We start from the raw sequence: 23,169 nt of genomic DNA on the forward strand, positions 1-23,169 counted from the left end.
CAACAGAACCCAACTAATTATGAAAAATAGCTTATGTTTTATAATTTTAGGACTCTTTTTTCAACCAATTTTAGCACAAGAATATCATAGTGATTATTTCGAGACAGTAGCAGATCTCGGCGAATATATGGCCATTGGCTTAAGTGTATCGTCTGATAATCGAGTTTTTGTTTCGTTTCCTTATGCTGAAGGCCAACCTTATAAATACGGCTTAACAGAAGTGATTGATGGTGAGACTGTCCCGTATCCAAATAAAAAATGGAATATACATGCTGGAGACGAAAGTAAACGATTTGTAAAAGTTCAGGATTTATTCGTAGATGCTGATGATTTTCTTTGGGTTTTAGATTCTAAACCCTCACCGAGAGGTTCTATATTTGGAGATAGTGATAAATCAGAAGACGGGAAATTTAAATTATTGAAGATTAATCTTGCTACCGATGAGGTTGAAAGAGTATATCATTTTGGTGCTTTAGATAAAGCAGCTTCCGGTTTAAATGATATTCGGATAGATACGGATAAGCAACTTGGATATCTTTCAGATCCTGGTCAAGCAGCTTTGGTAATTCTTGATTTAAAAACTGGAAAAACACGAACAGTTTTAAAGAATGTAGAGGCTACTACTGCTAATCCTGATGTTGTTTTGAGTTATCATGGAAAAGAAATGCGTAACAAAGAAGGAAAGCCGTTTAGCTCGAATGTAAACGGAATAGCTTTAACTTCGGATAATAAATATTTCTACTTTAAGCCTATAAATAAATTGAATTTGTATAGAATTGAAACTAAATTTTTAGCAGACACCTCATTTACACCAACAGAACTAGTAAAAAAAGTAGAGGATATGGGTGAAGTTGGAATAACGCATGGACTAATAGCCGATAAAAAAGGTAATGTGTATCTTACAAACTCTGTAGATTATGCGGTAAAATATTTCAGCCCTAAAGATGGCAAAGTGCATACCTTAGTTCAAGACTCTGGGTTGCTTTGGCCAGATTCTTTAGGCATTGGTAGTGATGGATATTTATATTTTTCATGTTCGCAATTACAACGACAGCCGGTTTGGAATAATGGAGAATCTAAAGTTCAATTTCCATATCAAGTATTTCGAGTAAAACTTCCATAGAAAGTATACTATAAACTTTGGGATAAGCTTAACAATTGGATCAATCCTATTTTTATATATTTGAATCGTAAACGATATAATCGTATGGGATTTAAAATAATTTATCATGAAAACTCAATATCAAACAACAGTTTCAGCCACAGGAGGAAGAAACGGACATGTAAAAAGTGAAGACGGATTTGTAGATTTTAACGTATTAATGCCAAAAGAATTAGGTGGAAATGGCGGAGCTACCAATCCAGAGCAATTATTTGCAGCAGGTTACGCAGCTTGCTTTGATAGTGCTTTAAATCTTGTTGTAGGTAAAGCTAAAGTAAAACCAGAAAACCCAACAGTTGTAAAAGCTACAGTAGGGATAGGTCCTAATGATGAAGGTGGTTTTCAATTAGCGGTAAAACTTAGCGTTGAAATTCCTGGAGTAGATAAGGAGAAAGCGCAAGAATTGGTAGAACAAGCTCATAAAATTTGTCCTTATTCTAATGCTACTCGTGGAAATATTGAAGTAGAATTAGAAGTAATTTAAATAGTCAAAAATAGTTGACTTACTTTAATTAAACACTTTTATAGTTTTTGCTTAAAAATTATAAAAGTGTTTAATGATTTGAACTAATTTTTACCCTAAGTTAAGACTAGTATTTTTTAATTAACTTTACCTTAAATTATAGTTTTGTACGACTACAAAACAGTCGAAATACCTGAACACCTTTCAAATTGTATTATAATATTTATTTAGCATGAAATCTGATTTTTATCAATTATCAGCGAAAACTCCAAGTGGTGATGTATTACCTATGAGTGCCTACAAAGGAAAGGTTGTATTAATTGTAAATACTGCCACTAAATGCGGATTGGCTCCGCAGTTTGAAGGATTAGAAAAATTACATAAAGTTTATAAGGACAAAGGCTTGGTTGTTTTAGGTTTTCCATGTAATCAATTCGCAGGGCAAGAACCTGAGAGTAATGAAACAATTACTGAAGCTTGTCAAATAAATCATGGAGTTACGTTTCAATTAACCGAGAAGTGCGATGTTAATGGAGAAAATACTCATCCAATATTTCAATTTCTAAAAAATCAAAAAGGTGGATTTTTAGGGTCTAAAATTAAATGGAATTTTACTAAATTTTTAATAGATAAAAAAGGTAATGTTGTGGAGCGTTATGTACCTATAACCAAACCCGAAGCTATTGAAAAAGACTTAAAAGCGTTACTATAATGAGCGATAAATTTGATTCTTTAAAACTAGAAAATCAATTATGTTTTCCGCTGTATACGGCTTCGCGATTAGTGATTCAAGCCTATCAACCCATGCTTAAAGAATTAGATCTTACCTACCCGCAATATTTGGTGTTAATGGTACTTTGGGAAGAAGATCAAGTAAATTTACGAACCGTAGCTGAAAAACTTCAATTGCAATCCAACACGTTAACGCCATTATTAAAACGACTGCAGCAGCGTGGTTTTATAGAGCGAAAACGTTCTGAAACTGATGAACGCAATATTGTAATTACACTTACCTCAAAAGGAAGAGCCTTGAAAAATAAAGCCTGCGATGTTCCTTCATTATTGGCAGAGCAGCTTCCGTTATCCATTGATGAGGCTAAAGAATTATATCGACTACTTTACAAAATGATAAGGAGAATGATTTAAATTCATCTTATTATAAAAAAAATCTTAAAAGAGTCTAAAATATTAACTAGAAGCTAACATCAATTTCTACGATTAGCTATTATATTGAAATAGTTAAATAAATGTAGAAATGAATAAAATAGGGATAACTTCTTGGACCTTGGGTATAGATAGATTACCTAAACTGATGGAGAAAGTAAAGGTACTCGGTTTAGATGGTGTTCAATTTAGTGGAGACTTTAGAAAATATGATCCTGAAGAATTGAGAGCTTTAGCAGATCAATTTCAGTTGGAAATTTTTGCTATAGATCCGTTTGATTGTAAACCTCCTAATCCTGAAGAAGCCAATGCTGAATCTGCAATCGAATTTTATAAACAAATTATAGATTTTGCTGTTGAAGCTAAAGTTCCTAGAGTTACATTACATGGTTTACCAAAATGGACTGTAAATTGCGACAATCATCAAGAATGTTGGATAATGCTTGTGCATTGTTGTAAAATATTAGATTCGTATGCACAGCTAAAAAAAATAAAGCTTGTCTATGAATGTCTAAATAGATATGAATCTAAAATGATCCATACTGCTCAAGAAGGTATGGAGTTAATTAACGCTGTAGGGCACGGAAATATAGAGTTGATTTTGGATAGTTTTCATATGCACATAGAAGAGCCAGATCCATTAGAAGCGCTAAAAAAATCAAGTAAAATTTTATATAGTTATCATATATCCGATTCTAATCGATCAGGTATTGGTAGTGCACAAGTAGATTTTGTAAGGCATCACGAAGTCTTAAAAGAAATAGGGTTTGAAGGTCCTGTAATGATAGAGATTGTATTACCAGAACTCGCACCTGCTGATACACCAACAAAAGAAGAAGAAAGGGAGCGTTTAGATGAAGAAATAAGAAGAAGTATAAGAGTATGGAGAAATTTATAAAATGGAAAAGAAAACCGAATCTTAGTAATCGATTCGGTTTTCTTTTTCATCCCATTTTTCGAAAACAGGTAATGCTTCATCCCTAATAATATTTTCAAAAGGAATTTCACGTTCTTTCATTTCTTTATCCAATTCTTTATAAATAAACCCATCATCGAAACCTATTTTAGCAGCATCGTTATGATTTAATGCATAATAAACTTTTTTAGGTCGAGCCCAATATATGGCTCCCAGGCACATAGGGCATGGTTCGCAACTAGTATATAAAACACAATCTTCAAGTTGAAAAGTGTTTAGATTTTCGCAAGCTCTACGGATAGCAGTTATTTCAGCATGGCCAGTTGGATCGTTGGTAGAAGTTACTACATTCCAGCCTTCTGCAATAATTTTCCCATCTTTAACCACTACAGCTCCAAAAGGTCCACCAGCACCAGTATTCATTCCTTCTTCGGCAAGTTTAATTGCACGTCTCATGAATTTTTTATCTTCTTCAGTCATTATAATTCAAAATTTTAGAATGCAATTTACTATTTAAAATTAAATCAAGAGAACTTAAATTATGCTAGTAGTTAATAATGCACCCTCAAATATTGTTTTATGGTTTACATAAAGTGTTTAGCTCTTTCACCTATGGTTGTAGCTATTTTTTCATGCTGAGTTTTAGAAAAATTTTCTAGAAAGTTGGATTTATCTAGAATCAGGTAATATTCAGAACTTATCAAGCTAAGTAAATTATGATGTGATAATTTTAGTTTAGCTGTATTTAGTTTCAGAGTATTGTTATCTTTTATGATTTGGTTTGCTATTGGATTCCAAAAAGAAACAATTTCGAATTTTTGATTAGATTTTTCTATTAACTGAACTAAATTGATAGCATTTTCAGGTTCTACAATATCACTTAGATAATTTTCAATATCTCTGTAAAAAAAGGAACTTATGAATACTTCATTAGCTCTTTTAATAACTCTAGTAATTTTAGGGTTTTTTCCATTATAGTAAAATTTCATTGGTTGGGGGATTTTGTTAATTTAGATTAACGGTTTTTCGGTTTTTTTAAAATTAGATATTTTTAGGTATTTTTTAAGATGTTTTTTATTTTTTTCGACGTATGGCAACTTATTCACGATGATTGAGAAATTAATTGCTTTCTTTTACCATATACTTGTAATAGTAATCAACTTATCCTTTTTAGTAAAATAGGCTTTCAGAAATAAAATTTCATGTATTTTTGTTGAACGAACCTTCATTGTAAGATTTTTATGAGTCAAAGAGTGTTGTTAGAGCCTAAAGAAGTAGCTATTACCTTACAGAGGCTTGCCTGCCAATTATCCGAAAATCATAACGATTTTTCTAACACCGTTTTAGTAGGTATTCAACCTCGAGGTATTTATTTACTCAATAGGTTATCATTAATTCTGGAAAAGGATCATGGTATAAATAACTTGCAAACCGGCCAGTTAGATATTACTTTTTTCAGAGATGATTTTAGAAGAGGTGAAAAACCATTAGAAGCCAATAAAACAAAAATAGATTTTGTGGTTGAAGATAAACGCGTCGTATTTATTGACGATGTTTTGTATACAGGACGAAGTATTCGTGCTGCTTTAACAGCAATTCAATCTTTTGGAAGACCAAAAACTATTGAATTGTTAACCTTTATCGATCGTCGTTTTAGTCGTCATTTACCAATTCAGCCAGATTATAATGGGCGTAAAGTAGATGCTATTAATGAAGAACGTGTAAGAGTAGATTGGTCTGAAAATGAAGGAGAAGACATTGTATATCTTATTTCAAAATAATTAGTAGAATGAGTGAACTAAGTGTAAACCACTTACTTGGAATTAAATACCTGAAAAAAACAGATATTGAGTTAATTTTTAATACAGCCGATCATTTTAAAGAGGTTATTAATCGTCCCATCAAAAAAGTTCCCTCATTACGAGACATAACTATTGCAAATCTATTTTTTGAGAATAGTACTCGTACCCGATTATCGTTCGAACTTGCTGAAAAACGATTAAGCGCTGATGTTGTGAACTTTTCAGCAGCTTCTTCTTCCGTAAAAAAAGGGGAAACCTTAGTAGATACTGTAAATAATATATTATCGATGAAGGTAGATATGGTTGTAATGAGACACCCTAATCCGGGAGCAGGAATTTTTCTGTCAAAAAATGTAAATGCTAGTATCGTTAATGCGGGGGATGGAGCACATGAACATCCAACACAAGCACTTTTAGATGCCTATTCTATCCGTGAACGTTTTGGAGAGGTTGCCGGAAAAAATGTAGTAATAGTTGGAGATATATTACATAGTAGAGTAGCACTCTCTAATATTTTTGCATTGAAATTATTAGGAGCAAATGTTAAAGTTTGCGGTCCTAAAACATTATTACCTAAATATATCGAATCTTTAGGAGTACAAGTAGAAACCAATTTAGTTGAGGCTTTAAAATGGTGTGATGTTGCTAATATGTTGCGAATCCAAAATGAACGTTTAGATATTAGTTATTTTCCTACTACCAGAGAATACACGCAACAATTTGGGGTTACTAATAAAATATTAGACCAATTAAATAAAGAAATTGTGATTATGCATCCCGGACCTATAAATCGTGGTGTAGAAATTACTAGTGATGTAGCCGATAGCGATCAAGCAATTATTTTGGATCAAGTACAAAATGGGGTAGCTGTTAGAATGGCAGTTATTTATTTGTTAGCGGCAAAAATTAAGCAATAATTTTAGAATTTGAGTTGTAAAAATAAATGATAATGGAAATAACGAAAAGGAAGAATTATTTACTCATCGAAGATACTCAAGAGTCAATTACAGATTTTGCTTCTCGACTTACAAAAAATCATCATCAATTTGAAAATGAAAATGTGGTGATTGATATTTTAAAATATAAAGAAATTCAAGAACAAGAATTATTAGGGTTTTTAGAGCTATCGAGTGTTCATTATAACAACAAAAAATCATTTGTTATTGCGACAGATGTTTTTGATATCGATACACTACCTGATGAATTAACAATTGCACCAAGCCTTCGTGAAGCTGAAGATATAATTCAGATGGAGGAGCTAGAACGCAATTTAGGTTTTTAATAATTCTTATTCACTAAAAATGCTTCATGAAGCTTACCATTCTTGGTTGTTATGCAGCCACACCTCGTTCCCTTACAAACCCAACTTCTCAAGTACTAACAATCAATAATCATATGTTTTTGATTGATTGTGGAGAAGGTACACAAGTTCAACTTCGGAAAAATAAAGTTAAATTTGCCAAAATAGAGCATATTTTTATTTCGCATCTTCATGGCGATCATTTTTACGGCTTAATAGGCTTAATTTCTACCTTTATGCTTTTAGGAAGAGAAAAACCACTTCATGTTTACGGACCTAAGGGAATTAAAGAAGTTATTTTATTACAACTTAAATTAAGTAATGCTTGGACGAGCTATCCACTATATTTTCATGAATTAGAAAGTGAGCAATCTGAAGTAATTTTTGAAGATGATTCGGTAACTGTAGAAACTATTCCATTAATACATCGAGTATATACCAATGGATTTTTATTTAAAGAAAAACCTAAGGATCGAAAATTAGTAATTGAAAAAGCTCACGAGTACCAAATAGATGTAACTTTATTTAAAAGTTTAAAAAAAGGAAAAGATGTTGTTGCAGAAACGGGGGAAATAATTCCTAATAAATGGGTAACCGAAGAACCTGAAGCTTCTAAAAGCTATGCTTTTTGTAGCGATACTTTATATAATGAAGCTATTGTTCCTCAAATTAAAAATGTTACCGTTTTATATCATGAATCTACATTTTTAGAACAACAAAAGTCATTAACCGATCATACAAAACATAGTACAGCAAAACAAGCAGCTACAATTGCAAAGCAAGCTAATGCGGAACAATTAGTGTTAGGGCATTACTCTACTCGTTATAAAGATATTAGTGTATTTAAAGAAGAAGCCTTAGAGGTATTCCCTAATGTATCGCTTGCAGAAGATGGAAAAAGCTTTGATTTTGACTAATATTTAGCTTTAAAAAGAAAAAATATTTTTGCCTTTTCAATGCAATTCTAACTATGTTTTTTTCTGCCTTAGCTTTAAAACTTGTAAATTGCGGGAAAGCTTAAAAAAATGAGTAAAGACCTTCACGATTACAGGCAGTCTTACGAAAAGAGCGAACTGTTAGAACAAATGGTTCCTGAAAATCCTTTTCAATTATTCGAAATATGGTTTAATGAAGTCGAGAAAATAGGTGCAGCAGGAGAAGTGAATGCAATGACGCTTTCTACCATAGGGTTAGATAATTTTCCAAAAAACAGAGTAGTTCTATTAAAATCTTTCGATGAAGAAGGATTTGTTTTTTACACTAATTTCAAATCAGATAAAGGACAAGCAATAGCAGAAAATCCAAATGTTTGTCTTTCCTTTTTTTGGCCATCAATGGAACGTCAAGTTGTAATTCGTGGTATAGCGGAAAAAGTTAGTGAAGAGGAAGCAACAGAGTATTATCATTCTCGTCCGCGCGGCAGCCAATTAGGAGCTTGGGCTTCTCACCAAAGTAGTAAAGTTGCTTCTAGAGAAGAGTTAGAAAGTAATTTAGAAAAAGCAGAAGAAAAATATCAAGGTGAAGTAGTTCCAAAACCAGATTATTGGGGTGGTTACGTTGTAAAACCACTAGCTATAGAGTTTTGGCAAGGTCGCCAAAATCGATTACATGATAGAATAGAGTTTAATAAAGAAAAAGACAGCTGGGTAACCAAACGTTTAGCACCTTAATCATGAAACGATTAATTTTGGTTAGACATGGTAAATCTTCTTGGAAATACGATGTTCCCGATGACCAGCGACCTTTAAAAAAAAGGGCTTATAAAGATGCTAAAGTAGTTTTAAACACATTTAAAGTATTCTTTAAGCAGAATATAGATGAGGTTTGTTTATGGACTAGCTACGCTACAAGAGCAAAAGAAACCGCAATTCTTTTTAAAGAAGGTTTAGATATTTCTGATAAAGATTTTGAAATAAAAGAAGAGCTCTATACATTCGATAAACGAGCACTTAAAACTATTATAAAAAACACCCCCGAAACTATAGAGAATTTGATGATTTTTTCTCACAATCCAGGACTTACCGGTTTGGCAAATCTATTAGGAGACAAAAACTTTGGTAATATCCCAACTACAGGTTTAGTAGTTGTCGAATTCTCTCAAAATCAGTGGCAAACTATTTCAGAAGGAAAAACATTATTAACTTTATTCCCTAAAAATATACGTTAACCACCATGCAAGAAAATAAGTACATAAATAGGGAGATTAGTTGGCTTCAATTTAATGCTCGAGTTTTACAAGAGGCAGAAGATGAAAGTGTCCCGCTTATAGAAAGACTTCGATTTTTAGGTATTTTCAGTAATAATCTAGACGAGTTTTTTAAAGTTCGTTACGCAACAGTAAAGCGCATCGATTTAGCTGGGAAAACAGGTAAAAATGTACTTGGTGGCATAAAAGCGAATAAACTATTAGAGCAAATAACCGATATTGTTAGAACACAACAAACTGAGAGTCTCAAAATTTTAGATCGAATTCAAAAAAAATTAAGAGATGAACATGATATTTGTGTGATTAATGAAAAGGAAATCAATTCTTACCAACAGAAATTTGTAAAAGATTATTTTCTTTCTCAAGTAAGTCCTGCTTTAGTCACTATTGTGCTTAACGATTTGGAAGAGTTACCAATGTTAAAAGACAGCGCAGCTTATTTAGCAGTGAAAATGGAAATGAGTCCGAACTCGGGCAAAACAACTAATTCAGGTTCTGTAAGTAATGACATTGAGAAGAAATATGTACTAATCGAGATACCAAAAAGCGTAGATCGGTTTGTGATGCTTCCTTCTGAAGATGAAAAAACATATATCATTATTTTAGATGATTTAATTCGTTATAATTTAAAGAGTATTTTTAATATTTTCGAATACGATAGTATTTCTGCACATATGATTAAAATTACTCGAGATGCCGAACTTGATATCGATAATGATTTGAGTAAAAGTTTTATCGAGAAAATTTCAGAAAGTGTAAAGGATCGAATCAAAGGTGATCCGGTAAGATTTGTATATGATAAAAACATCGATAATGAGACGTTAACCTACCTTATGGATAAAATGGGGATAGATCATGCCGATAGTATAATTCCTGGCGGGCGTTATCATAATCGACGGGATTACATGAATTTTCCTAGATTGGATGCAAAAGAATTATTGTATGAATCTAAAGAACCATTGCCAATTAATGGGTTGGCTTTGCAAACCAGTTTAATTCAGGGAGTAGGAGAGAAAGATCATCTTCTATATGCGCCTTATCAAAGCTTTTCTTATGTTGTAAAATTTCTTCGAGAAGCAGCTTTAGATCCTCGTGTAAAGTCTATTAAAATTACAATTTATCGATTAGCTAAAATTTCTCACATTGCCAGTTCATTAATTAATGCAGTAAAAAACGGTAAAAAAGTTTTAGTTCAAATCGAATTACGAGCACGTTTCGATGAAGCAGCAAACATAAAGTATGCTGAGCAAATGCAACGTGAAGGGGTTCACTTAATTTTTGGAGTTAAAGGATTAAAAGTACATTGTAAATGTTGTGTAATTGAACGTGAGGAGCCGAATGGAGAATTAAAAAAATACGGATTTGTAAGTACCGGTAATTTTAACGAGTCAACCTCTAAAGCTTATACCGATTATACATTGTTTACGGCTAATCAGGAAATTTTAAAAGAAGTAAATAAAGTTTTCAATTTCTTCGAGACCAATTATAAAGTAAGTAAATACCGACATTTATTAGTATCTCCACATTATACTCGCAATTCATTATACAAACTTATACAGAAAGAAATAGACAATCAGTTAGAAGGAAAACCAGCAGGAATTAAATTAAAACTAAATAGCTTATCCGATTATCCGATGATCGATAAATTATACCAAGCAAGTAGGGCTGGAGTAAAAATTAAATTAATTGTTAGAGGTTTAAATTGTTTAATTCCGGGAGTTCCTGGAATGAGTGAGAATATTGAAGCAATTAGTATCGTCGATAAGTTTTTAGAACATCCTAGAGTGTATATTTTTGAGAATGATGGCAATTCTAGAGTGTATATATCTTCAGCCGATATTATGACGAGAAACTTAAACAATAGGGTAGAGATAGCTTGTCCAATTTACGATGCAGATATTAAACAAGAAGTTATTGACGGATTTAATATAAGCTGGGGAGATAACGTAAAGGCTAGGGTATTTTCTGAGAAGCAAAATAATGCTCACCGAAAAAATGGTTTGCCAAGATTGCGTTCTCAAGAAGCTTTATATGATTATTATTTGAATAAACTTGAAAATTAAAGGCGGCATGATTGTACAAAAAAAGTATGCAGCGATAGATATTGGTTCCAATGCAATTCGATTATTGGTAGCTACTATTACCGAAAAGAAAGGAATGGAGCCAAAATTTAGAAAATCTTCTTTAGTTAGAGTTCCTATTCGTTTAGGGGCGGATGTTTTTCTAAAAGCTAAAATTTCAGACAAAAATAGAGATAGAATGGTAGATGCTATGCATGCTTTTAGCTTGTTAATGAAAGCGCATGGTGTTGAAAAATATAAAGCTTGTGCTACTTCTGCTATGCGAGAAGCTAAAAATGGCAATACAGTAAGAGATTTTATCAAAGAGCAAGCAGGTGTTGAAATTGAAATTATAGATGGAAATCACGAAGCTGCTATGATAGCTGCTACCGATTTGTATGCACTTATACAAAACGATTATAATTATATTTATGTAGATGTAGGGGGAGGTAGTACAGAATATACCGTATATAGCAACGGAAAAACAGTTACATCACGGTCTTTTAAAGTAGGGACGGTTCGTTTATTGAATGATTTAGTCGATCATTCTACTTGGAAAGAGATGGAAACTTGGATTAAAGAAGTGACCAAAGATTATGAAGAGATTGATATGATTGGTTCCGGTGGAAATATTAATAATATTTTTAAAACTAGCGGAAAAAAAGATGGAAAACCCTTGACTTTATCTTATCTAAAAAAATATGACGAGCTATTGAATAGCTACACGTACGAAGAACGGATTACAGAGTTAGATATGAAGAGTGATCGGGCAGATGTTATTATTCCGGCATCAAGAATCTATCTAAATTCTATGAAGTGGTCCGGAGCCACAAAAATCTATATTCCAAAAATAGGTTTAGCCGATGGTATCATTAAATCGATGTATCAAAACGATAACTAATAATCTATAAAACTGATACAAGTTTTAGAGGTATAAAAAAAGTGATTAGCGAACAATGCCAATCACTTTTTTGTCTTTTTAGAATCAAAAATCTATAAAATTATACTTTTTTATCCGTGGATTGTTTCTTTGTTACCTAAATTCTGAATCATTTTGCCTTCAAATTCTAATAAATCGTTCCAAAGTTTGTCTACTTTTTTACGATCACTATATTGGCGAGCGAATTTTAAGAACATAGTATAATGGTTAGCTTCGCTTATCATTAAATTCTTATAAAATTCAGCCAATTCTTTATCTTCTAATTTTTCGCTCAATAACCGGAAACGTTCACAGCTTCTAGCTTCAATTAATCCGGCAATTAATAATCGATAAATTAAACGATCTTCTCGTTTTCCTCCTTTCGGGAAGAACTGAAGTAATTGTACTACATATTCATCTTTTCTGTCCCATCCCATTTCAATATTTCGTTCAATAATTTTATCATGAACCATTTTAAAATGAGCCATTTCTTCACGAGCTAAAGCCGTCATTGCAGTTACTAATTCCGGATACTCCGGATAGTTTACAATTAAAGAAATTGCTGTTGATGCTGCTTTTTGCTCGCACCAAGCATGATCGATTAATATTTCTGAAATATTTTTATTTGCAATATCTGCCCAACGCGGATCTGTAGGAAGTTTTAAACCAAGCATAATTATACATCTAAATCAAAAGTAGTTCGTAATTTATCCAAAAGCGGATTTTTTTCTTTAAGCTTATTATACTTTTCAATTGGTGTAAAAGCAAATTTTTTAGCTGATTTTTCATTTACATCAACATGTAAGCTTATTGTTGTATTCTTTAATTGTTTTTTTAAAAATGCCATTAATTTATTTTGCCCGCGCTTCATATCGATTTTCATACTTTCTGCAGGCAATTCTAAATGAATCTCATGGTCATTTTTCAATTTAGGTAAATCAGTTTCTAAAATAGAAGCTAGAATTTTTTCCCCTCTTTTTTTTAGTTTATGTACATAATCATCCCAAGCAGCTTGTAGTTGAGTTTCCGTAAAAGCATTTGTCATTACCGTTTCTTCAGCAACAGTTTTAGTTTTTGCTTGTGCTTCTAATTCCTTCTTTTTACGAATACTGGCTAAGGATAAACCAGAAACCTTCTTTTTCGCAATAGAATTGTCGGTTACGGGGTTGGTTTTTGGCGCTTCGTTATGGCTAGGTTGTTGCTTGTTAACCTCTTGTTTTATTTCGGTATTCTGAGGAATTTCTTTACTGATATAGTCTGAAGTATCTACTTTATTTTCAAGAGTAAGAATTTCTTCTTTTTTTACAGATTCAGTAGAAGGTTTTTCTTGAGCATTTTTAGTAACCGGATTCTCATCGTGTTCGTTATCCCTAATTATTTTCTTCTCTTCAGAAGAAATTGGTTTAGCCGGTTGTGTAAATTCTTTAGGTGAAATTATTTGGCTATGCTCGTTTTTTTTTTGTGCTCCTAATTGTATTGAAGCCATTTGCATTAAGCAAAGTTCGACGAGTAAACGTTGATTTCGACTTGTTTTATAATTTAAGTCACAATCGTTAGCTAAACGAATAGCTTCCATTAAAAACTCTTGAGAGGCTTGTTGAGACTGTTCAAAGTATTTAGCTTTAGTCTGTTCACCAACTTCTAAAAGCTGAATTGTGCGTTGATCCTTACAAACCAATAAATCTCTAAAATGAGAAGCTAGACCAGCAATAAAATGGTGTCCATCAAAACCACTAGCTAAAATATCATTATAGCGTACTAAAAGTTCTGGGATGTTTTGTGTTAGCAGTAAATCGGTTATTTTCATATACGTGTCATAATCCAACACGTTTAAATTTTCAGTTACTGCTTGTCTAGTAAGATTATTACCACTAAAACTTACTACCCTGTCGTAAATAGAAAGGGCATCTCGCATGGCACCATCTGCTTTTTGAGCAATAATTTGTAGCGCATCGTCTTCTGCAATAATTCCTTCTTGTTCTGCAATGTGTTTTAGATACTCCTTAGCATCGGTTACCGTAATTCGTTTAAAATCGAAAATTTGACAACGCGATAATATTGTAGGTATAATTTTATGTTTTTCGGTAGTTGCTAAAATAAATATCGCATGTTTTGGCGGTTCTTCTAGTGTTTTAAGAAAAGCATTAAATGCTGAAGCCGATAGCATATGTACTTCATCTATAATATATACTTTGTATTTACCAACTTGTGGTGGTATTCTAACCTGATCGATTAGATTTCTAATATCGTCTACCGAATTATTGGAAGCAGCATCAAGCTCAAAAATATTAAATGCAAAATCTTCATCAGGACTTTGATTATCGTCTTGATTAATCATTTTAGCTAAAATACGAGCGCAAGTTGTTTTTCCAACACCTCGAGGGCCGGTAAACAATAAAGCTTGTGCTAAATGATTATTAGTAATTGCATTTGCTAGTGTATTGGTAATAGCTTGTTGCCCAACCACATCCTTAAAGGTTTGTGGACGGTATTTACGAGCCGAAACTACAAAATGTTCCATTTAATTGGTTTAAGAGGCAAATATAAAAATACACAGCCTAACTTCTAAATATCGAAAATAGTATTTATAAACATTGTTTCCTAAAAAGAAACGAAATTGGTGTACGAATATCTAATTAAAAATCTACATTTGCAGGCAAGCAGGTTGGCCCTGTCGCTAAGCTCATATTTTTTTGGCTTAGAGGAAAGTCCGGACACCGTAGAGCAGCATAGTGGGTAATACCCACCGGCCGTAAGGTCAGGACAAGTGCAGCAGAAAGAATGTACAGGTAGTGCTGTAGTGAAACCAGGTAAACTCTATGCGGTGCAATGCCATGTAAACCGATATTTGCGAATTGCTCGTTCGCCGTCGGAGGGTAGGCAGCTAAAGTGTATTGGTAACAATGCACGTAGATAAATGACAAGGGCATTTTGATTTGTTTCAGAATGAACAGAATCCGGCTTACAGACCTGCTTTTTTATAGATTTTCACATAGTCTATTAGATATTCTTGTGGAAATATCGCTTCATCAACTGGGCCACCCCAAGTTCCACCTATTGCTAAATTAATAATTAAAAAGAAAGGTTTTCGAAATGGATTATTAATAGTATCGGCTTCAGAAATTATAAATTTATAATAGATTTTTCCATCAATAGAAAATTCAATTTTTTCTGAGTCCCAATTCATTTCGTATACATGAAAGTTTTCAGAAGGAGCTTCTTTTAATGCTAAATTAGCACCTTCACTTTTAATTTGATAGGTGTTCTTTTTTGGATAATGTACAGTAGCATGAATATTTTTCGGGTATTTTCCTACATATTCTAAAATATCAATTTCACCACTATACGGCCATTTTGTAGTAAAAAAATTAGTGCCAAGCATCCAGATAGCTGGCCATACACCTTTTCCTTTTGGAAGTTTTGCGCGTACTTCTATTTTACCAAATTGAAGATGAAATTTTTTATGAGTATGTAAACTTGCAGAAGTATATTGTGCTTTATGGGTATTATATCTGTAATTTTGAATTTTTGGATTATAACGGCGATTTCTGTATTGTTCTTTTCTCGTAATTATTTTTAATACTCCATTTTTTACAACAGCATTTTTCTTTCTAGAAGTATAATATTGTTCCTCTAAATTTCGAATAAAACCTATTTCATGAGTCCACTTTTCAGGATCTGGTTTGCCTTTGTAATTAAACTCATCGCTCCAAATAAGTTTATAATCTTGTGAATGACTTTTATTAGACATAACTAGTAATAATACGCTAATAAAGCAATAAATTGGTTTGGCACTAAACTTCTTCTTTAGCGAAAAATGAAAACACAGAGCTTCCGTAATTGCGTTTTTCCACAAAATTGGAATGAGCTGAAAGGTCGGTGTGTTTTCCATGTTCTATAATAAGTGTCCCATTTTCAGTCAGTAACTCTTTTTCAAAAACAAGCGTAGCAATTTTTAAAAAATCTTCAGTCGAAAATCCATAAGGCGGATCTGCAAAAATAATATCGGCTGTAATTGGAGCTCTTTCTAAATATTTATAAACATCACTTTTAATTGCCGTAATTGGAAAATTAAGTTCTGATGCTGTTTTTTTTATAAATTTAATACAATCAAAGTTGCCATCTACTGCGGTTACTTTTTCAACACCACGAGAACTGAATTCGTAAGCAATATTTCCAGTTCCTGAAAATAAATCTAAAATCGTTAAATCTGAAATATAATATTGATTATTTAAGATATTAAACAAACCTTCTTTAGCCATATCGGTAGTAGGGCGTACCGGTAATTTTTTAGGCGCAATAATTCGTTTTCCTTTATTAGTTCCAGATATAATTCGCATTTAAAATGTATTTAGTAGAATATATTCTTCAGATTTATTAATAGTCCAGCCTTCATCGATTTGTAAATCATCTTCTAAAGGGAGAAACGCAATATTTTGAATGTAATCTTGCAATAGAGTATAAATTTCATCATCTTTTGTTATAAAACCACTTAAGTATAATTGAAATTGTTGCGGATTTAATTGTAGTTGCTCTGCAGTAAAAAGTAAATAGTATAAATAATCTTCTTTAGCAAAGATTTTAAAACTATTACAGAGTAATAAGTCTCCGTGTTCAATAATGATTAAATCGAGTCTATTTTTTTGGTTATGGGCATATACAGTAATAGAATTTTCTGTTTTTCTATTTATAAATTTATGCAATAGAATACTCATGTGGTGTGAATACTCAAATTCACCATACTTGTCAAAAAAGAAGTTGATAATATTAGTAAAGGGAATATAAACATTTATAATCTCTGAATTTGGTAATTCATCGTGTGCTACAACATCGGTTTGAAGAATCTTAGTATTAAATTTAAGATATGAAGCTGCTGCACTCTCTACAAATAAATTTCTGGGAACTAAGGTGAAAAAGGAGTTACAAAAACAAAGATTTACTTTATCTATTTGTGTAGTTTCTAACGCAGTTTGTTTTTGGTAAATAGTTTCTATTTCTTGTAATAGATTTACAGGATCTAAGGCAGAATTTAATTGTTTTTGATGATAAAAAACAATTTTATTTTCAGTTCTGTTTAGAATACAAAAAGAAAGTCCATCCAGATTTATCTGAATGGACAGTTCTAAAAATGTATTTTTTTCACTTTTATTCGTCGCCATATGTTTTTGGCCAGTTTCCTGTAGTTTTCACATCTTCCATAGAGCCAACGCTAATGTAAGCACCGTTTACTTCATCTACAGATAATGCTTGATTTTCTCTCATGATTAATTCCTTATCTTGATCAAAAAGAACATCTTTTTTAGCAACTTTAGCTTCAAAAACCGGAATCTTACTTTTTCCTTTTGTAATAGTGCCAGCTTCTAATTCATACTTAGCATTAGACCCTTCAACAGGAACATTGATAAGATTAGTGTAATAATCTTTATCTCCTTTAAACAAAGAATCTTTAACAGGAACAAAGCCTAAAGTATCGATAATTACTTTTTCAAGATATTCATCTACGCCATATGCTTTTTTGTACTCTTCATCAAGAACAGTTGTATCTCTACGTTGTGTAATTGCAAATTCTGCAGTATCTATAAACTTCACCAAATTGTTAAAGTCACCTGTGAATTTACCAGTAATTTCTTTGTGTGCCATTTCGGCATCACGAATATCTTTTAAGTTTTCAATTACTTTGGGGTAACGTTGATCTTTAACCTGATTGAATTGAATTGGTCGGTATACAGCATCAAAGGTTAACCAAGCCAAGAAAGCTATTACCGCCCATAAGAGTAATTGAATTACAAGTCTCATGTTTTAAGTAGTTTTATTTAAGTTATTAGAGTTATACGACAAATCTACGATTTTTTTTTATTCGTAAAAGTTTCTACACTAAAAATCCATGTTTATCTTTGATTTTTTGAAGCTCAACTTATGGTAACAGTAAATGGACCTGCCTTTCATAAAATTTTAGTAGACGATTTAGAATTTCAACCCCGTCATAAACAGGATATTGCACTTCAGCAATTAGCAAATTTTGCGGTTTCAAATAATCGAGATGGGTTATTTGTGCTAAAAGGTTTTGCCGGAACAGGGAAGACAACTATCATTAGTACATTTGTTAAAAATTTGTGGAAGATTAAAAAAACCGGTGTCCTAATGGCTCCAACAGGCCGTGCGGCTAAAGTAATTGCTAATTATTCCAAACGTGAAGCTTTCACTATTCATAAAAAAATTTATTTTCCTAAAAAGTCGGGTGGAGGTGGTGTGCAATTTGTTTTGCAACCCAATAAACACAAGAATACTATTTTTATAGTGGATGAGGCTTCCATGATTGCCGATAGACCTGCGGATTCTAAAAATTTTGATACTGGATCTTTATTAGACGATTTAATAGAATATGTATATAGTGGGCATAATTGCCAATTAATATTTATTGGAGATACCGCCCAGTTACCACCAGTGAAAATGGATGTTAGTCCGGCTTTAGAAGAAGATAAATTAGGTCGAGCATATTTTAAAGATATTCAACATATTTTGTTAGATGAAGTGATGCGTCAAAAAGAAGAAAGTGCAATTTTACATAACGCTACTTTAATACGAGAAAGTCTTCAGGATGAATTTTACGAGAGTTTCCAGTTTGAAATCCCTAAAAAAGCTGATGTTGTTCGATTAGTAGATGGTTACGAAATTATGGAAGCTATAGAGCAGGCTTATAGTACTTTAGGAAACGAAGAAACAAGTATAATTGTTCGTTCTAATAAACGGGCAAATTTATATAATCAACAAATTCGAAATCGAATTTTATTTCAAGAAGAAGAAATTTCGGTAGGGGATTATTTAATGGTTGTAAAGAACAATTATTTTTGGGTGAAACCCGCCTCCGAAGCCGGATTTATCGCAAACGGAGATATTGTTAAAGTACTAGAGATTTTCAAAATAAAAGAATTATATGGTTTCCGTTTTGCTGAAGTTTCGGTGCAAATGGTCGATTATCCTAAAATGAGACCATTTGAAACGGTAATTATGCTAGATACCTTAACCAGCAACTTACCTTCATTAACTTTTGAAGAATCGAACATGCTCTATCAAGAAGTTATGAAAGATTACGAAGATGAAACGGCGAAGTATAAAAAGTATTTAAAGGTGAAGAATAATAAATATTTTAATGCTTTACAGGTGAAATTCTCGTATGCGATAACCTGTCACAAAAGTCAGGGTGGACAGTGGAATACTGTTTTTATAGAGCAACCTTATTTACCAGATGGAGTAGGTAAAGAGTATTTACGATGGTTGTATACTGCCGTTACCCGTGCTACCGATAAATTATATTTAATTGGTTTTAAGGATAGTTTTTTTCTGGAGAACGAATAACAAATACGATAATAAAAACTTAGATTTGAAAAAATAAATTGAACGATCTGATGAGTGAACCGCTAAAAATAATAGCTATGATTCCTGCGCGTTACGAGGCACAGCGTTTCCCTGGAAAATTAATGGAAGATTTGCATGGAAAAACCGTAATCCAACGTACCTATGAAGCCGCAAAGAATACAAATTTATTTCAAGAAGTTTACGTGGTGACTGATAGCGATAAAATAATGAATGAAGTCGCTAAATTTAGAGGAAAAGCCATAAAAAGTAAAAAGGAACATCACTGCGGAAGCGATCGTTTAGCGGAAGCCGTTTACGATATGGATATAGATATCGTTGTGAATGTTCAAGGAGATGAGCCTTTTATTGATGAAAATAGCCTTATAAAATTGCTGAATGTTTTTGCTGAGGATGATGCTGCTAGTATAGATTTAGCTTCTTTAAAAGTAGGGATTGGTGATAGTGATGAAATTACCAACCCGAATAATGTAAAAGTAATAACTGATAATCGCGGTTTTGCTTTATATTTTTCAAGATTTCCTGTCCCTTACCCAAGAAATACAGATACCACGGTTGTTTATTACAAGCACATAGGTATTTATGCTTTTAGAAAACAAGCATTGTTAGATTTTTATAATTTACCGATGCTTCCATTGGAAGATGCTGAAAAAATTGAGTGTATTAGGTATTTAGAGTATGGTAAAAATATAAAAATGGTAGAAACCGATGTGCAAACTATAGGTATCGATACTCAAGAAGATTTAGAAAAGGCTCGAAAGTATTTAAAATCTTTAGAGAATAAATAGTAACATAAAAAACGGACTAGATTTAGTGTAGTCCGTTTTTTATGTTTAGTTACTGCTTACCGCTTTTTTATAAATCGATAATGCACGTTCTCGGGCTTCTTTATGATCTACCATTTTTTCCGGATACTTATCGGTTCCATATTCTTCAATCCATTCTTTAATATATTTTTCTTCTTTATCGAATTTATCAATTTGGGTGGTTGGATTAAAAATTCTGAAATACGGAACAGCATCTACACCGCTACCGGCTATCCATTGCCAATTCCCTACATTCGACGACATTTCATAATCCAATAATTTTTCAGCAAAATATGCTTCACCCCATCGCCAATCAATCAATAAATGTTTGCATAAAAAACTACCAACAAGCATTCTTACTCGATTATGCATAAATCCGGATTGGTTTAATTGTCGCATCCCAGCATCAACAAGCGGATACCCTGTTCTACCTTGTTTCCATTTTTCAAATTCTTCTTTGTTATTTCGCCAATTAATAGTATCGTATTTCTTTTTAAAAGCTTCGGTTACTGTGTGCGGAAAATGATATAGAATTTGCATAAAAAATTCGCGCCAAACTAATTCTTGCAAAAAAGTTTTATTCTTTTCCTGATCGGCTTTCTTAACCATTTTTCGAACACTAACAGTACCGAACCGCAAATGTGCACCTAAACGGCTAGTTCCTTCTTTAGAAGGTATATTGCGGGTATCTTCATATTTACTGATTAAGGTTGGCGTAACATCGTAATCGGGTACTTTTAATGAAGATTTCTTAAAACCGATATCGCTTAAACTTAAATTTGGTAATCTTGTATTTTGAATAAGATTATCAATATGTTGACTGGTATAATGAATTTTAAGATCAATATTTTTAAATTGATCCATCCAAGTTCTCATGTAAGGAGTATATACTTTGTAAGGATCTCCATCACTTTTTGTGACTTCATCTTTTTCGAAGATAACCTGATCTTTGAAGGTTTCGAAACCTATTTTATTTTCTTCTAATAACTCTTTAATTTTTTCATCACGGTCTTTAGCATAAGGTTCGTAATCGCGATTAGTAAAAACCGCGCTAATTGTGTACTGATCAAGCAACTCGTTAAATACTTCTTCCGGTTTACCATGATATATTGCCAGAGAACTTCCGTTGTTGTCTTGAAGTTCGGTTCTCATTTTTTGTAAAGTTTCAAAAATAAAAGTTACTCGTGCATCGTCTTCTGCTAAACTATCTAATATTTCAGAATCAAATATGAAAAGGGGAAGTACTGGATGGTTACCTTTTAAAGCCTCTAGAAATCCTACATTATCGTCTAAGCGTAAATCTCTTCGGAACCAAAAAACAGTAACAGTTTGTTTACTCATTAGGAAATATTTAAAGTTGAAAGTCCGCCATCTACACCAAAAATCTGACCGGTAATCCAACTGCTTTTATCATTTAATAAAAAGGCTGTAATAGCAGCAATATCGGTTACATTTCCTACTCGTTTAAGTGGATGTCTTTCATTCATTTTTTCTTTTTTCTTATCGTTGTTTAGGAGTTTTTCAGCCATAGGAGTATCTACTAAAGACGGAGCGATAACATTAACCCTGAAGCTTGGCGAATACTCTGCTGCTAAAGATTTTGCAAAACCTTCAATAGCTCCTTTAGCCGCTGCAACACTAGTGTGAAAAGGCATGCCAACTTTAACAGCGACAGTACTAAAAAAAACTAAGCTAGCTTGTTCTGATTGTTTTAAATTTGGAAGTAATGCATTTACTACGTCAACTAAACCAAAGAAATTCAATCGCATTTCCTCTTCAAAATCTTTTGGTTTAAGCATTTTAAACGGTTTTAGATTAATGCTTCCAGGGCAATATATTAATCCGTCGATGCAGTTTGGTAAATCTAATTGGGAAATATCATCTTCTAATACATTAAATTTTAAATGAGTTACCGATAAATCAGACAAATTAGTGCTATTTCTAGATGCTATAAAAACAGTATGTTCAGAAGATAAGTTTTTAGCAATTTCTAAACCAATACCGGTAGAACCACCAATAAGTAGGATATTTTTTCCCATAATTTAAAATTAAAAAATATTATTTAAGACTAGTAAGCGTTAGTATTAGGTTCTTTGTATCTTCCAAAGAGTTCTTCCAGTTTTTGTTTTCTGTATTCGAAAATTTCCTTGAGTTTTGGTTTAACCATAAATGGATGCACTAAATCACCTAATTTTCCCATTGGAAGTTTATAATCCACAATATCTTCCATTTCTACACCACCTTCAATTTCTTTAATAAAGTGCTTATGATGCCATAGCGCATATGGTCCGAAACGTTGTTCATCTACAAAATATTCTCCATCCCTTACATGAGTAATTTCGGTAACCCATTTTGTTTTGATACCTGTAAGTGGAGTAACAATATATTGAATAATTTGCCCCTCGAACATAGGGCGGTCAGCACCAGAAGTAATATCGAAACCCATATAGTCGGGTGTGATAATTTTTAAATTTTTAGGATCTGATAAGAATTCCCATGCTTTCTCTTTTGAAATGGGCAATTTTTGGAACGTGTGTAGTTGATGCATTTCCGTAATTTAATTAGGCTAAAACTACGAGTATATTTGTTTAGCTTAAAATTTAAATAGTTAAACAAGTTGTAAAAAAATATTATGTGCTAATTCTTTTAAGTAATTGTATGTTTTGTTGATGAAAAAGTGTTATTTTGGCTTAAATCATATTTTTTTATGAATGAATATTGTAAAGTGTTGTTGATATTTGTGTTAATAACGTTTTTTTACTCTAGAAACTCAATTTATAGCCAAGAGAAAATAGATTCTATTTATCAATCTTATTATAAAGAAGTTGGTCTTGAAAATACTGCATTGTTTTATGGTAAAGAATACTTAGATAAAGAAGCTACTATTAATGATAATAATAAGTTTTTAAAAAAAAGTAATGATTTTTCTAATGGAGATATCATATATAGAAATCATCTTTTTAAAAACATACTTTTAAAATATAATGTTGTAGATGA

General features: G+C 32.3%; 26 protein-coding genes, 1 other RNA gene and 1 pseudogene. 17 read left to right on the plus strand and 11 right to left on the minus strand.

From position 1 onward, the window contains the following. Positions 1–19: 19 nt before the first annotated feature. From ACN0WI_RS08460 to ACN0WI_RS08480, 5 genes are all read left to right on the plus strand, one after another. Positions 20–1,123, plus strand: a complete 1,104-nt coding sequence (locus ACN0WI_RS08460; RefSeq protein ID WP_417886257.1) for an L-dopachrome tautomerase-related protein — start codon at positions 20–22, stop codon at positions 1,121–1,123. 106 nt (positions 1,124–1,229) lie between these two features. Then, a complete protein-coding gene (locus tag ACN0WI_RS08465) occupies positions 1,230–1,646 on the plus strand; it encodes an organic hydroperoxide resistance protein (protein WP_417886258.1) in 417 nt (138 codons plus the stop codon). 211 nt (positions 1,647–1,857) lie between these two features. Beyond that, positions 1,858–2,337 carry a glutathione peroxidase gene (locus tag ACN0WI_RS08470; protein WP_417886259.1) on the plus strand — a complete coding sequence of 160 codons (480 nt, stop codon included), beginning with the start codon at positions 1,858–1,860 and terminating at the stop codon, positions 2,335–2,337. Then, positions 2,337–2,771, plus strand: a complete 435-nt coding sequence (locus tag ACN0WI_RS08475) for a MarR family winged helix-turn-helix transcriptional regulator (protein ID WP_417886260.1) — start codon at positions 2,337–2,339, stop codon at positions 2,769–2,771. Before ACN0WI_RS08470 ends, ACN0WI_RS08475 begins: the two co-directional genes overlap by 1 nt. A 109-nt stretch (positions 2,772–2,880) precedes the next feature. Further along, positions 2,881–3,687 (plus strand): sugar phosphate isomerase/epimerase family protein, encoded by an 807-nt coding sequence (locus ACN0WI_RS08480; protein WP_417886261.1) that lies wholly within the window; start codon positions 2,881–2,883, stop codon positions 3,685–3,687. A gap of 21 nt (positions 3,688–3,708) precedes the next feature. Here ACN0WI_RS08480 and ACN0WI_RS08485 read toward each other — a convergent pair whose 3' ends face one another. Next, on the minus strand, positions 3,709–4,185 hold the full coding sequence (locus ACN0WI_RS08485) for a nucleoside deaminase (RefSeq protein ID WP_417886262.1): 477 nt from the start codon (positions 4,183–4,185) through the stop codon (positions 3,709–3,711). A gap of 104 nt (positions 4,186–4,289) precedes the next feature. Beyond that, entirely contained in the window at positions 4,290–4,694 is a 405-nt protein-coding gene (locus tag ACN0WI_RS08490) for a hypothetical protein (RefSeq protein WP_417886264.1), read from the minus strand. 252 nt (positions 4,695–4,946) lie between these two features. Between ACN0WI_RS08490 and pyrR the strand changes: the two genes are divergently transcribed. From pyrR to ACN0WI_RS08530, 8 genes are all read left to right on the plus strand, one after another. Next, positions 4,947–5,486 (plus strand): bifunctional pyr operon transcriptional regulator/uracil phosphoribosyltransferase PyrR, encoded by a 540-nt coding sequence (gene pyrR / locus ACN0WI_RS08495; protein ID WP_417886265.1) that lies wholly within the window; start codon positions 4,947–4,949, stop codon positions 5,484–5,486. An 8-nt stretch (positions 5,487–5,494) separates the two neighbouring features. After that, a complete protein-coding gene (locus ACN0WI_RS08500) occupies positions 5,495–6,424 on the plus strand; it encodes an aspartate carbamoyltransferase catalytic subunit (protein WP_417886266.1) in 930 nt (309 codons plus the stop codon). 32 nt (positions 6,425–6,456) lie between these two features. Next, positions 6,457–6,789 (plus strand): ribonuclease Z, encoded by a 333-nt coding sequence (locus ACN0WI_RS08505; protein ID WP_417886267.1) that lies wholly within the window; start codon positions 6,457–6,459, stop codon positions 6,787–6,789. Positions 6,790–6,815: 26 nt separating this feature from the next. Beyond that, a complete protein-coding gene (locus ACN0WI_RS08510) occupies positions 6,816–7,724 on the plus strand; it encodes a ribonuclease Z (RefSeq protein ID WP_417886268.1) in 909 nt (302 codons plus the stop codon). A gap of 108 nt (positions 7,725–7,832) precedes the next feature. Continuing rightward, positions 7,833–8,477 (plus strand): pyridoxamine 5'-phosphate oxidase, encoded by a 645-nt coding sequence (gene pdxH / locus ACN0WI_RS08515; RefSeq protein ID WP_417886269.1) that lies wholly within the window; start codon positions 7,833–7,835, stop codon positions 8,475–8,477. A 2-nt stretch (positions 8,478–8,479) separates the two neighbouring features. Then, positions 8,480–8,974 carry a SixA phosphatase family protein gene (locus tag ACN0WI_RS08520; RefSeq protein WP_417886270.1) on the plus strand — a complete coding sequence of 165 codons (495 nt, stop codon included), beginning with the start codon at positions 8,480–8,482 and terminating at the stop codon, positions 8,972–8,974. Between the two features lie 5 nt (positions 8,975–8,979). Further along, entirely contained in the window at positions 8,980–11,076 is a 2,097-nt protein-coding gene (ppk1, locus tag ACN0WI_RS08525) for a polyphosphate kinase 1 (protein WP_417886271.1), read from the plus strand. 7 nt (positions 11,077–11,083) lie between these two features. Next, the gene (locus ACN0WI_RS08530) at positions 11,084–11,974 is read left to right on the plus strand and encodes an exopolyphosphatase (protein WP_417886272.1); all 891 of its coding nucleotides are present in this window, start codon (positions 11,084–11,086) and stop codon (positions 11,972–11,974) included. Positions 11,975–12,084: 110 nt separating this feature from the next. Here ACN0WI_RS08530 and ACN0WI_RS08535 read toward each other — a convergent pair whose 3' ends face one another. Continuing rightward, a complete protein-coding gene (locus ACN0WI_RS08535; protein ID WP_417886273.1) occupies positions 12,085–12,666 on the minus strand; it encodes a tRNA-(ms[2]io[6]A)-hydroxylase in 582 nt (193 codons plus the stop codon). Between the two features lie 2 nt (positions 12,667–12,668). Beyond that, positions 12,669–14,513: a DNA polymerase III subunit gamma/tau gene (locus ACN0WI_RS08540; RefSeq protein ID WP_417886274.1), complete on the minus strand. Its 1,845-nt coding sequence runs from the start codon at positions 14,511–14,513 to the stop codon at positions 12,669–12,671. A 136-nt stretch (positions 14,514–14,649) separates the two neighbouring features. Between ACN0WI_RS08540 and rnpB the strand changes: the two genes are divergently transcribed. After that, an RNA gene (rnpB, locus tag ACN0WI_RS08545) (RNase P RNA component class A) lies at positions 14,650–14,973 on the plus strand. A 68-nt stretch (positions 14,974–15,041) separates the two neighbouring features. On the opposite strand, the pseudogene ACN0WI_RS08550 reads toward rnpB, so the two are convergent. The 4 genes and pseudogenes from ACN0WI_RS08550 to ACN0WI_RS08565 form a co-directional block, all read right to left on the minus strand. Beyond that, positions 15,042–15,884, minus strand: a pseudogene (locus tag ACN0WI_RS08550) (glycoside hydrolase family 16 protein); the annotation flags it as partial. After that, entirely contained in the window at positions 15,787–16,332 is a 546-nt protein-coding gene (locus ACN0WI_RS08555; RefSeq protein ID WP_417886275.1) for an RsmD family RNA methyltransferase, read from the minus strand. The pseudogene ACN0WI_RS08550 and the gene ACN0WI_RS08555, both read right to left, overlap by 98 nt. Then, a complete protein-coding gene (locus ACN0WI_RS08560; RefSeq protein ID WP_417886276.1) occupies positions 16,333–17,151 on the minus strand; it encodes a DUF3822 family protein in 819 nt (272 codons plus the stop codon). Further along, on the minus strand, positions 17,138–17,788 hold the full coding sequence (locus ACN0WI_RS08565) for a hypothetical protein (protein ID WP_417886277.1): 651 nt from the start codon (positions 17,786–17,788) through the stop codon (positions 17,138–17,140). The genes ACN0WI_RS08560 and ACN0WI_RS08565 overlap by 14 nt, the downstream gene beginning before the upstream one ends. 120 nt (positions 17,789–17,908) lie before the next feature. On the opposite strand from ACN0WI_RS08565, the gene ACN0WI_RS08570 reads away from it, so the two are divergent. Both ACN0WI_RS08570 and kdsB read left to right on the plus strand, forming a co-directional pair. Continuing rightward, entirely contained in the window at positions 17,909–19,348 is a 1,440-nt protein-coding gene (locus ACN0WI_RS08570; RefSeq protein WP_417886278.1) for an ATP-dependent DNA helicase, read from the plus strand. A 50-nt stretch (positions 19,349–19,398) separates the two neighbouring features. Then, positions 19,399–20,154, plus strand: a complete 756-nt coding sequence (kdsB, locus tag ACN0WI_RS08575; protein ID WP_417886279.1) for a 3-deoxy-manno-octulosonate cytidylyltransferase — start codon at positions 19,399–19,401, stop codon at positions 20,152–20,154. Positions 20,155–20,199: 45 nt separating this feature from the next. Here kdsB and ACN0WI_RS08580 read toward each other — a convergent pair whose 3' ends face one another. The 3 genes from ACN0WI_RS08580 to ACN0WI_RS08590 are packed head-to-tail and all read right to left on the minus strand — an operon-like array spanning position 20,200 to position 22,720. Then, positions 20,200–21,513, minus strand: coding sequence for a cryptochrome/photolyase family protein (locus ACN0WI_RS08580; protein WP_417886280.1), 1,314 nt, complete (start codon positions 21,511–21,513; stop codon positions 20,200–20,202). Next, positions 21,513–22,211 carry an SDR family NAD(P)-dependent oxidoreductase gene (locus tag ACN0WI_RS08585; protein ID WP_417886281.1) on the minus strand — a complete coding sequence of 233 codons (699 nt, stop codon included), beginning with the start codon at positions 22,209–22,211 and terminating at the stop codon, positions 21,513–21,515. The genes ACN0WI_RS08580 and ACN0WI_RS08585 overlap by 1 nt, the downstream gene beginning before the upstream one ends. Positions 22,212–22,240: 29 nt before the next feature. Beyond that, positions 22,241–22,720, minus strand: a complete 480-nt coding sequence (locus ACN0WI_RS08590) for an SRPBCC family protein (protein WP_417886282.1) — start codon at positions 22,718–22,720, stop codon at positions 22,241–22,243. Positions 22,721–22,879: 159 nt separating this feature from the next. Between ACN0WI_RS08590 and ACN0WI_RS08595 the strand changes: the two genes are divergently transcribed. Further along, on the plus strand, positions 22,880–23,169 hold a 290-nt coding region (locus ACN0WI_RS08595; protein ID WP_417886283.1), incomplete at its 3' end, for a hypothetical protein.

It is taken from the genome of Zunongwangia sp. (assembly GCF_048269745.1).
Taxonomy (GTDB): Bacteria; Bacteroidota; Bacteroidia; order Flavobacteriales; family Flavobacteriaceae; genus Zunongwangia.

Bases quoted from the DNA above. Each gene is read 5' to 3' on its own strand.
- ACN0WI_RS08580 (WP_417886280.1), bottom strand. From the start codon at position 21,513: ATGAGTAAACAAACTGTTACTGTTTTTTGGTTCCGAAGAGATTTACGC.
- ACN0WI_RS08555 (WP_417886275.1), bottom strand. From the start codon at position 16,332: ATGCGAATTATATCTGGAACTAATAAAGGAAAACGAATTATTGCGCCT.
- ACN0WI_RS08565 (WP_417886277.1), bottom strand. From the start codon at position 17,788: ATGAGACTTGTAATTCAATTACTCTTATGGGCGGTAATAGCTTTCTTG.
- ACN0WI_RS08490 (WP_417886264.1), bottom strand. From the start codon at position 4,694: ATGAAATTTTACTATAATGGAAAAAACCCTAAAATTACTAGAGTTATT.
- ACN0WI_RS08535 (WP_417886273.1), bottom strand. From the start codon at position 12,666: ATGCTTGGTTTAAAACTTCCTACAGATCCGCGTTGGGCAGATATTGCA.
- ACN0WI_RS08505 (WP_417886267.1), top strand. From the start codon at position 6,457: ATGGAAATAACGAAAAGGAAGAATTATTTACTCATCGAAGATACTCAA.
- pdxH (WP_417886269.1), top strand. From the start codon at position 7,833: ATGAGTAAAGACCTTCACGATTACAGGCAGTCTTACGAAAAGAGCGAA.
- pyrR (WP_417886265.1), top strand. From the start codon at position 4,947: ATGAGTCAAAGAGTGTTGTTAGAGCCTAAAGAAGTAGCTATTACCTTA.
- ACN0WI_RS08500 (WP_417886266.1), top strand. From the start codon at position 5,495: ATGAGTGAACTAAGTGTAAACCACTTACTTGGAATTAAATACCTGAAA.
- ACN0WI_RS08530 (WP_417886272.1), top strand. From the start codon at position 11,084: ATGATTGTACAAAAAAAGTATGCAGCGATAGATATTGGTTCCAATGCA.
- ppk1 (WP_417886271.1), top strand. From the start codon at position 8,980: ATGCAAGAAAATAAGTACATAAATAGGGAGATTAGTTGGCTTCAATTT.
- ACN0WI_RS08570 (WP_417886278.1), top strand. From the start codon at position 17,909: ATGGTAACAGTAAATGGACCTGCCTTTCATAAAATTTTAGTAGACGAT.
- ACN0WI_RS08585 (WP_417886281.1), bottom strand. From the start codon at position 22,211: ATGGGAAAAAATATCCTACTTATTGGTGGTTCTACCGGTATTGGTTTA.
- ACN0WI_RS08460 (WP_417886257.1), top strand. From the start codon at position 20: ATGAAAAATAGCTTATGTTTTATAATTTTAGGACTCTTTTTTCAACCA.
- ACN0WI_RS08510 (WP_417886268.1), top strand. From the start codon at position 6,816: ATGAAGCTTACCATTCTTGGTTGTTATGCAGCCACACCTCGTTCCCTT.
- ACN0WI_RS08485 (WP_417886262.1), bottom strand. From the start codon at position 4,185: ATGACTGAAGAAGATAAAAAATTCATGAGACGTGCAATTAAACTTGCC.
- kdsB (WP_417886279.1), top strand. From the start codon at position 19,399: ATGAGTGAACCGCTAAAAATAATAGCTATGATTCCTGCGCGTTACGAG.
- ACN0WI_RS08540 (WP_417886274.1), bottom strand. From the start codon at position 14,513: ATGGAACATTTTGTAGTTTCGGCTCGTAAATACCGTCCACAAACCTTT.
- ACN0WI_RS08590 (WP_417886282.1), bottom strand. From the start codon at position 22,720: ATGCATCAACTACACACGTTCCAAAAATTGCCCATTTCAAAAGAGAAA.
- ACN0WI_RS08480 (WP_417886261.1), top strand. From the start codon at position 2,881: ATGAATAAAATAGGGATAACTTCTTGGACCTTGGGTATAGATAGATTA.
- ACN0WI_RS08560 (WP_417886276.1), bottom strand. From the start codon at position 17,151: ATGGCGACGAATAAAAGTGAAAAAAATACATTTTTAGAACTGTCCATT.
- ACN0WI_RS08470 (WP_417886259.1), top strand. From the start codon at position 1,858: ATGAAATCTGATTTTTATCAATTATCAGCGAAAACTCCAAGTGGTGAT.
- ACN0WI_RS08475 (WP_417886260.1), top strand. From the start codon at position 2,337: ATGAGCGATAAATTTGATTCTTTAAAACTAGAAAATCAATTATGTTTT.
- ACN0WI_RS08520 (WP_417886270.1), top strand. From the start codon at position 8,480: ATGAAACGATTAATTTTGGTTAGACATGGTAAATCTTCTTGGAAATAC.
- ACN0WI_RS08465 (WP_417886258.1), top strand. From the start codon at position 1,230: ATGAAAACTCAATATCAAACAACAGTTTCAGCCACAGGAGGAAGAAAC.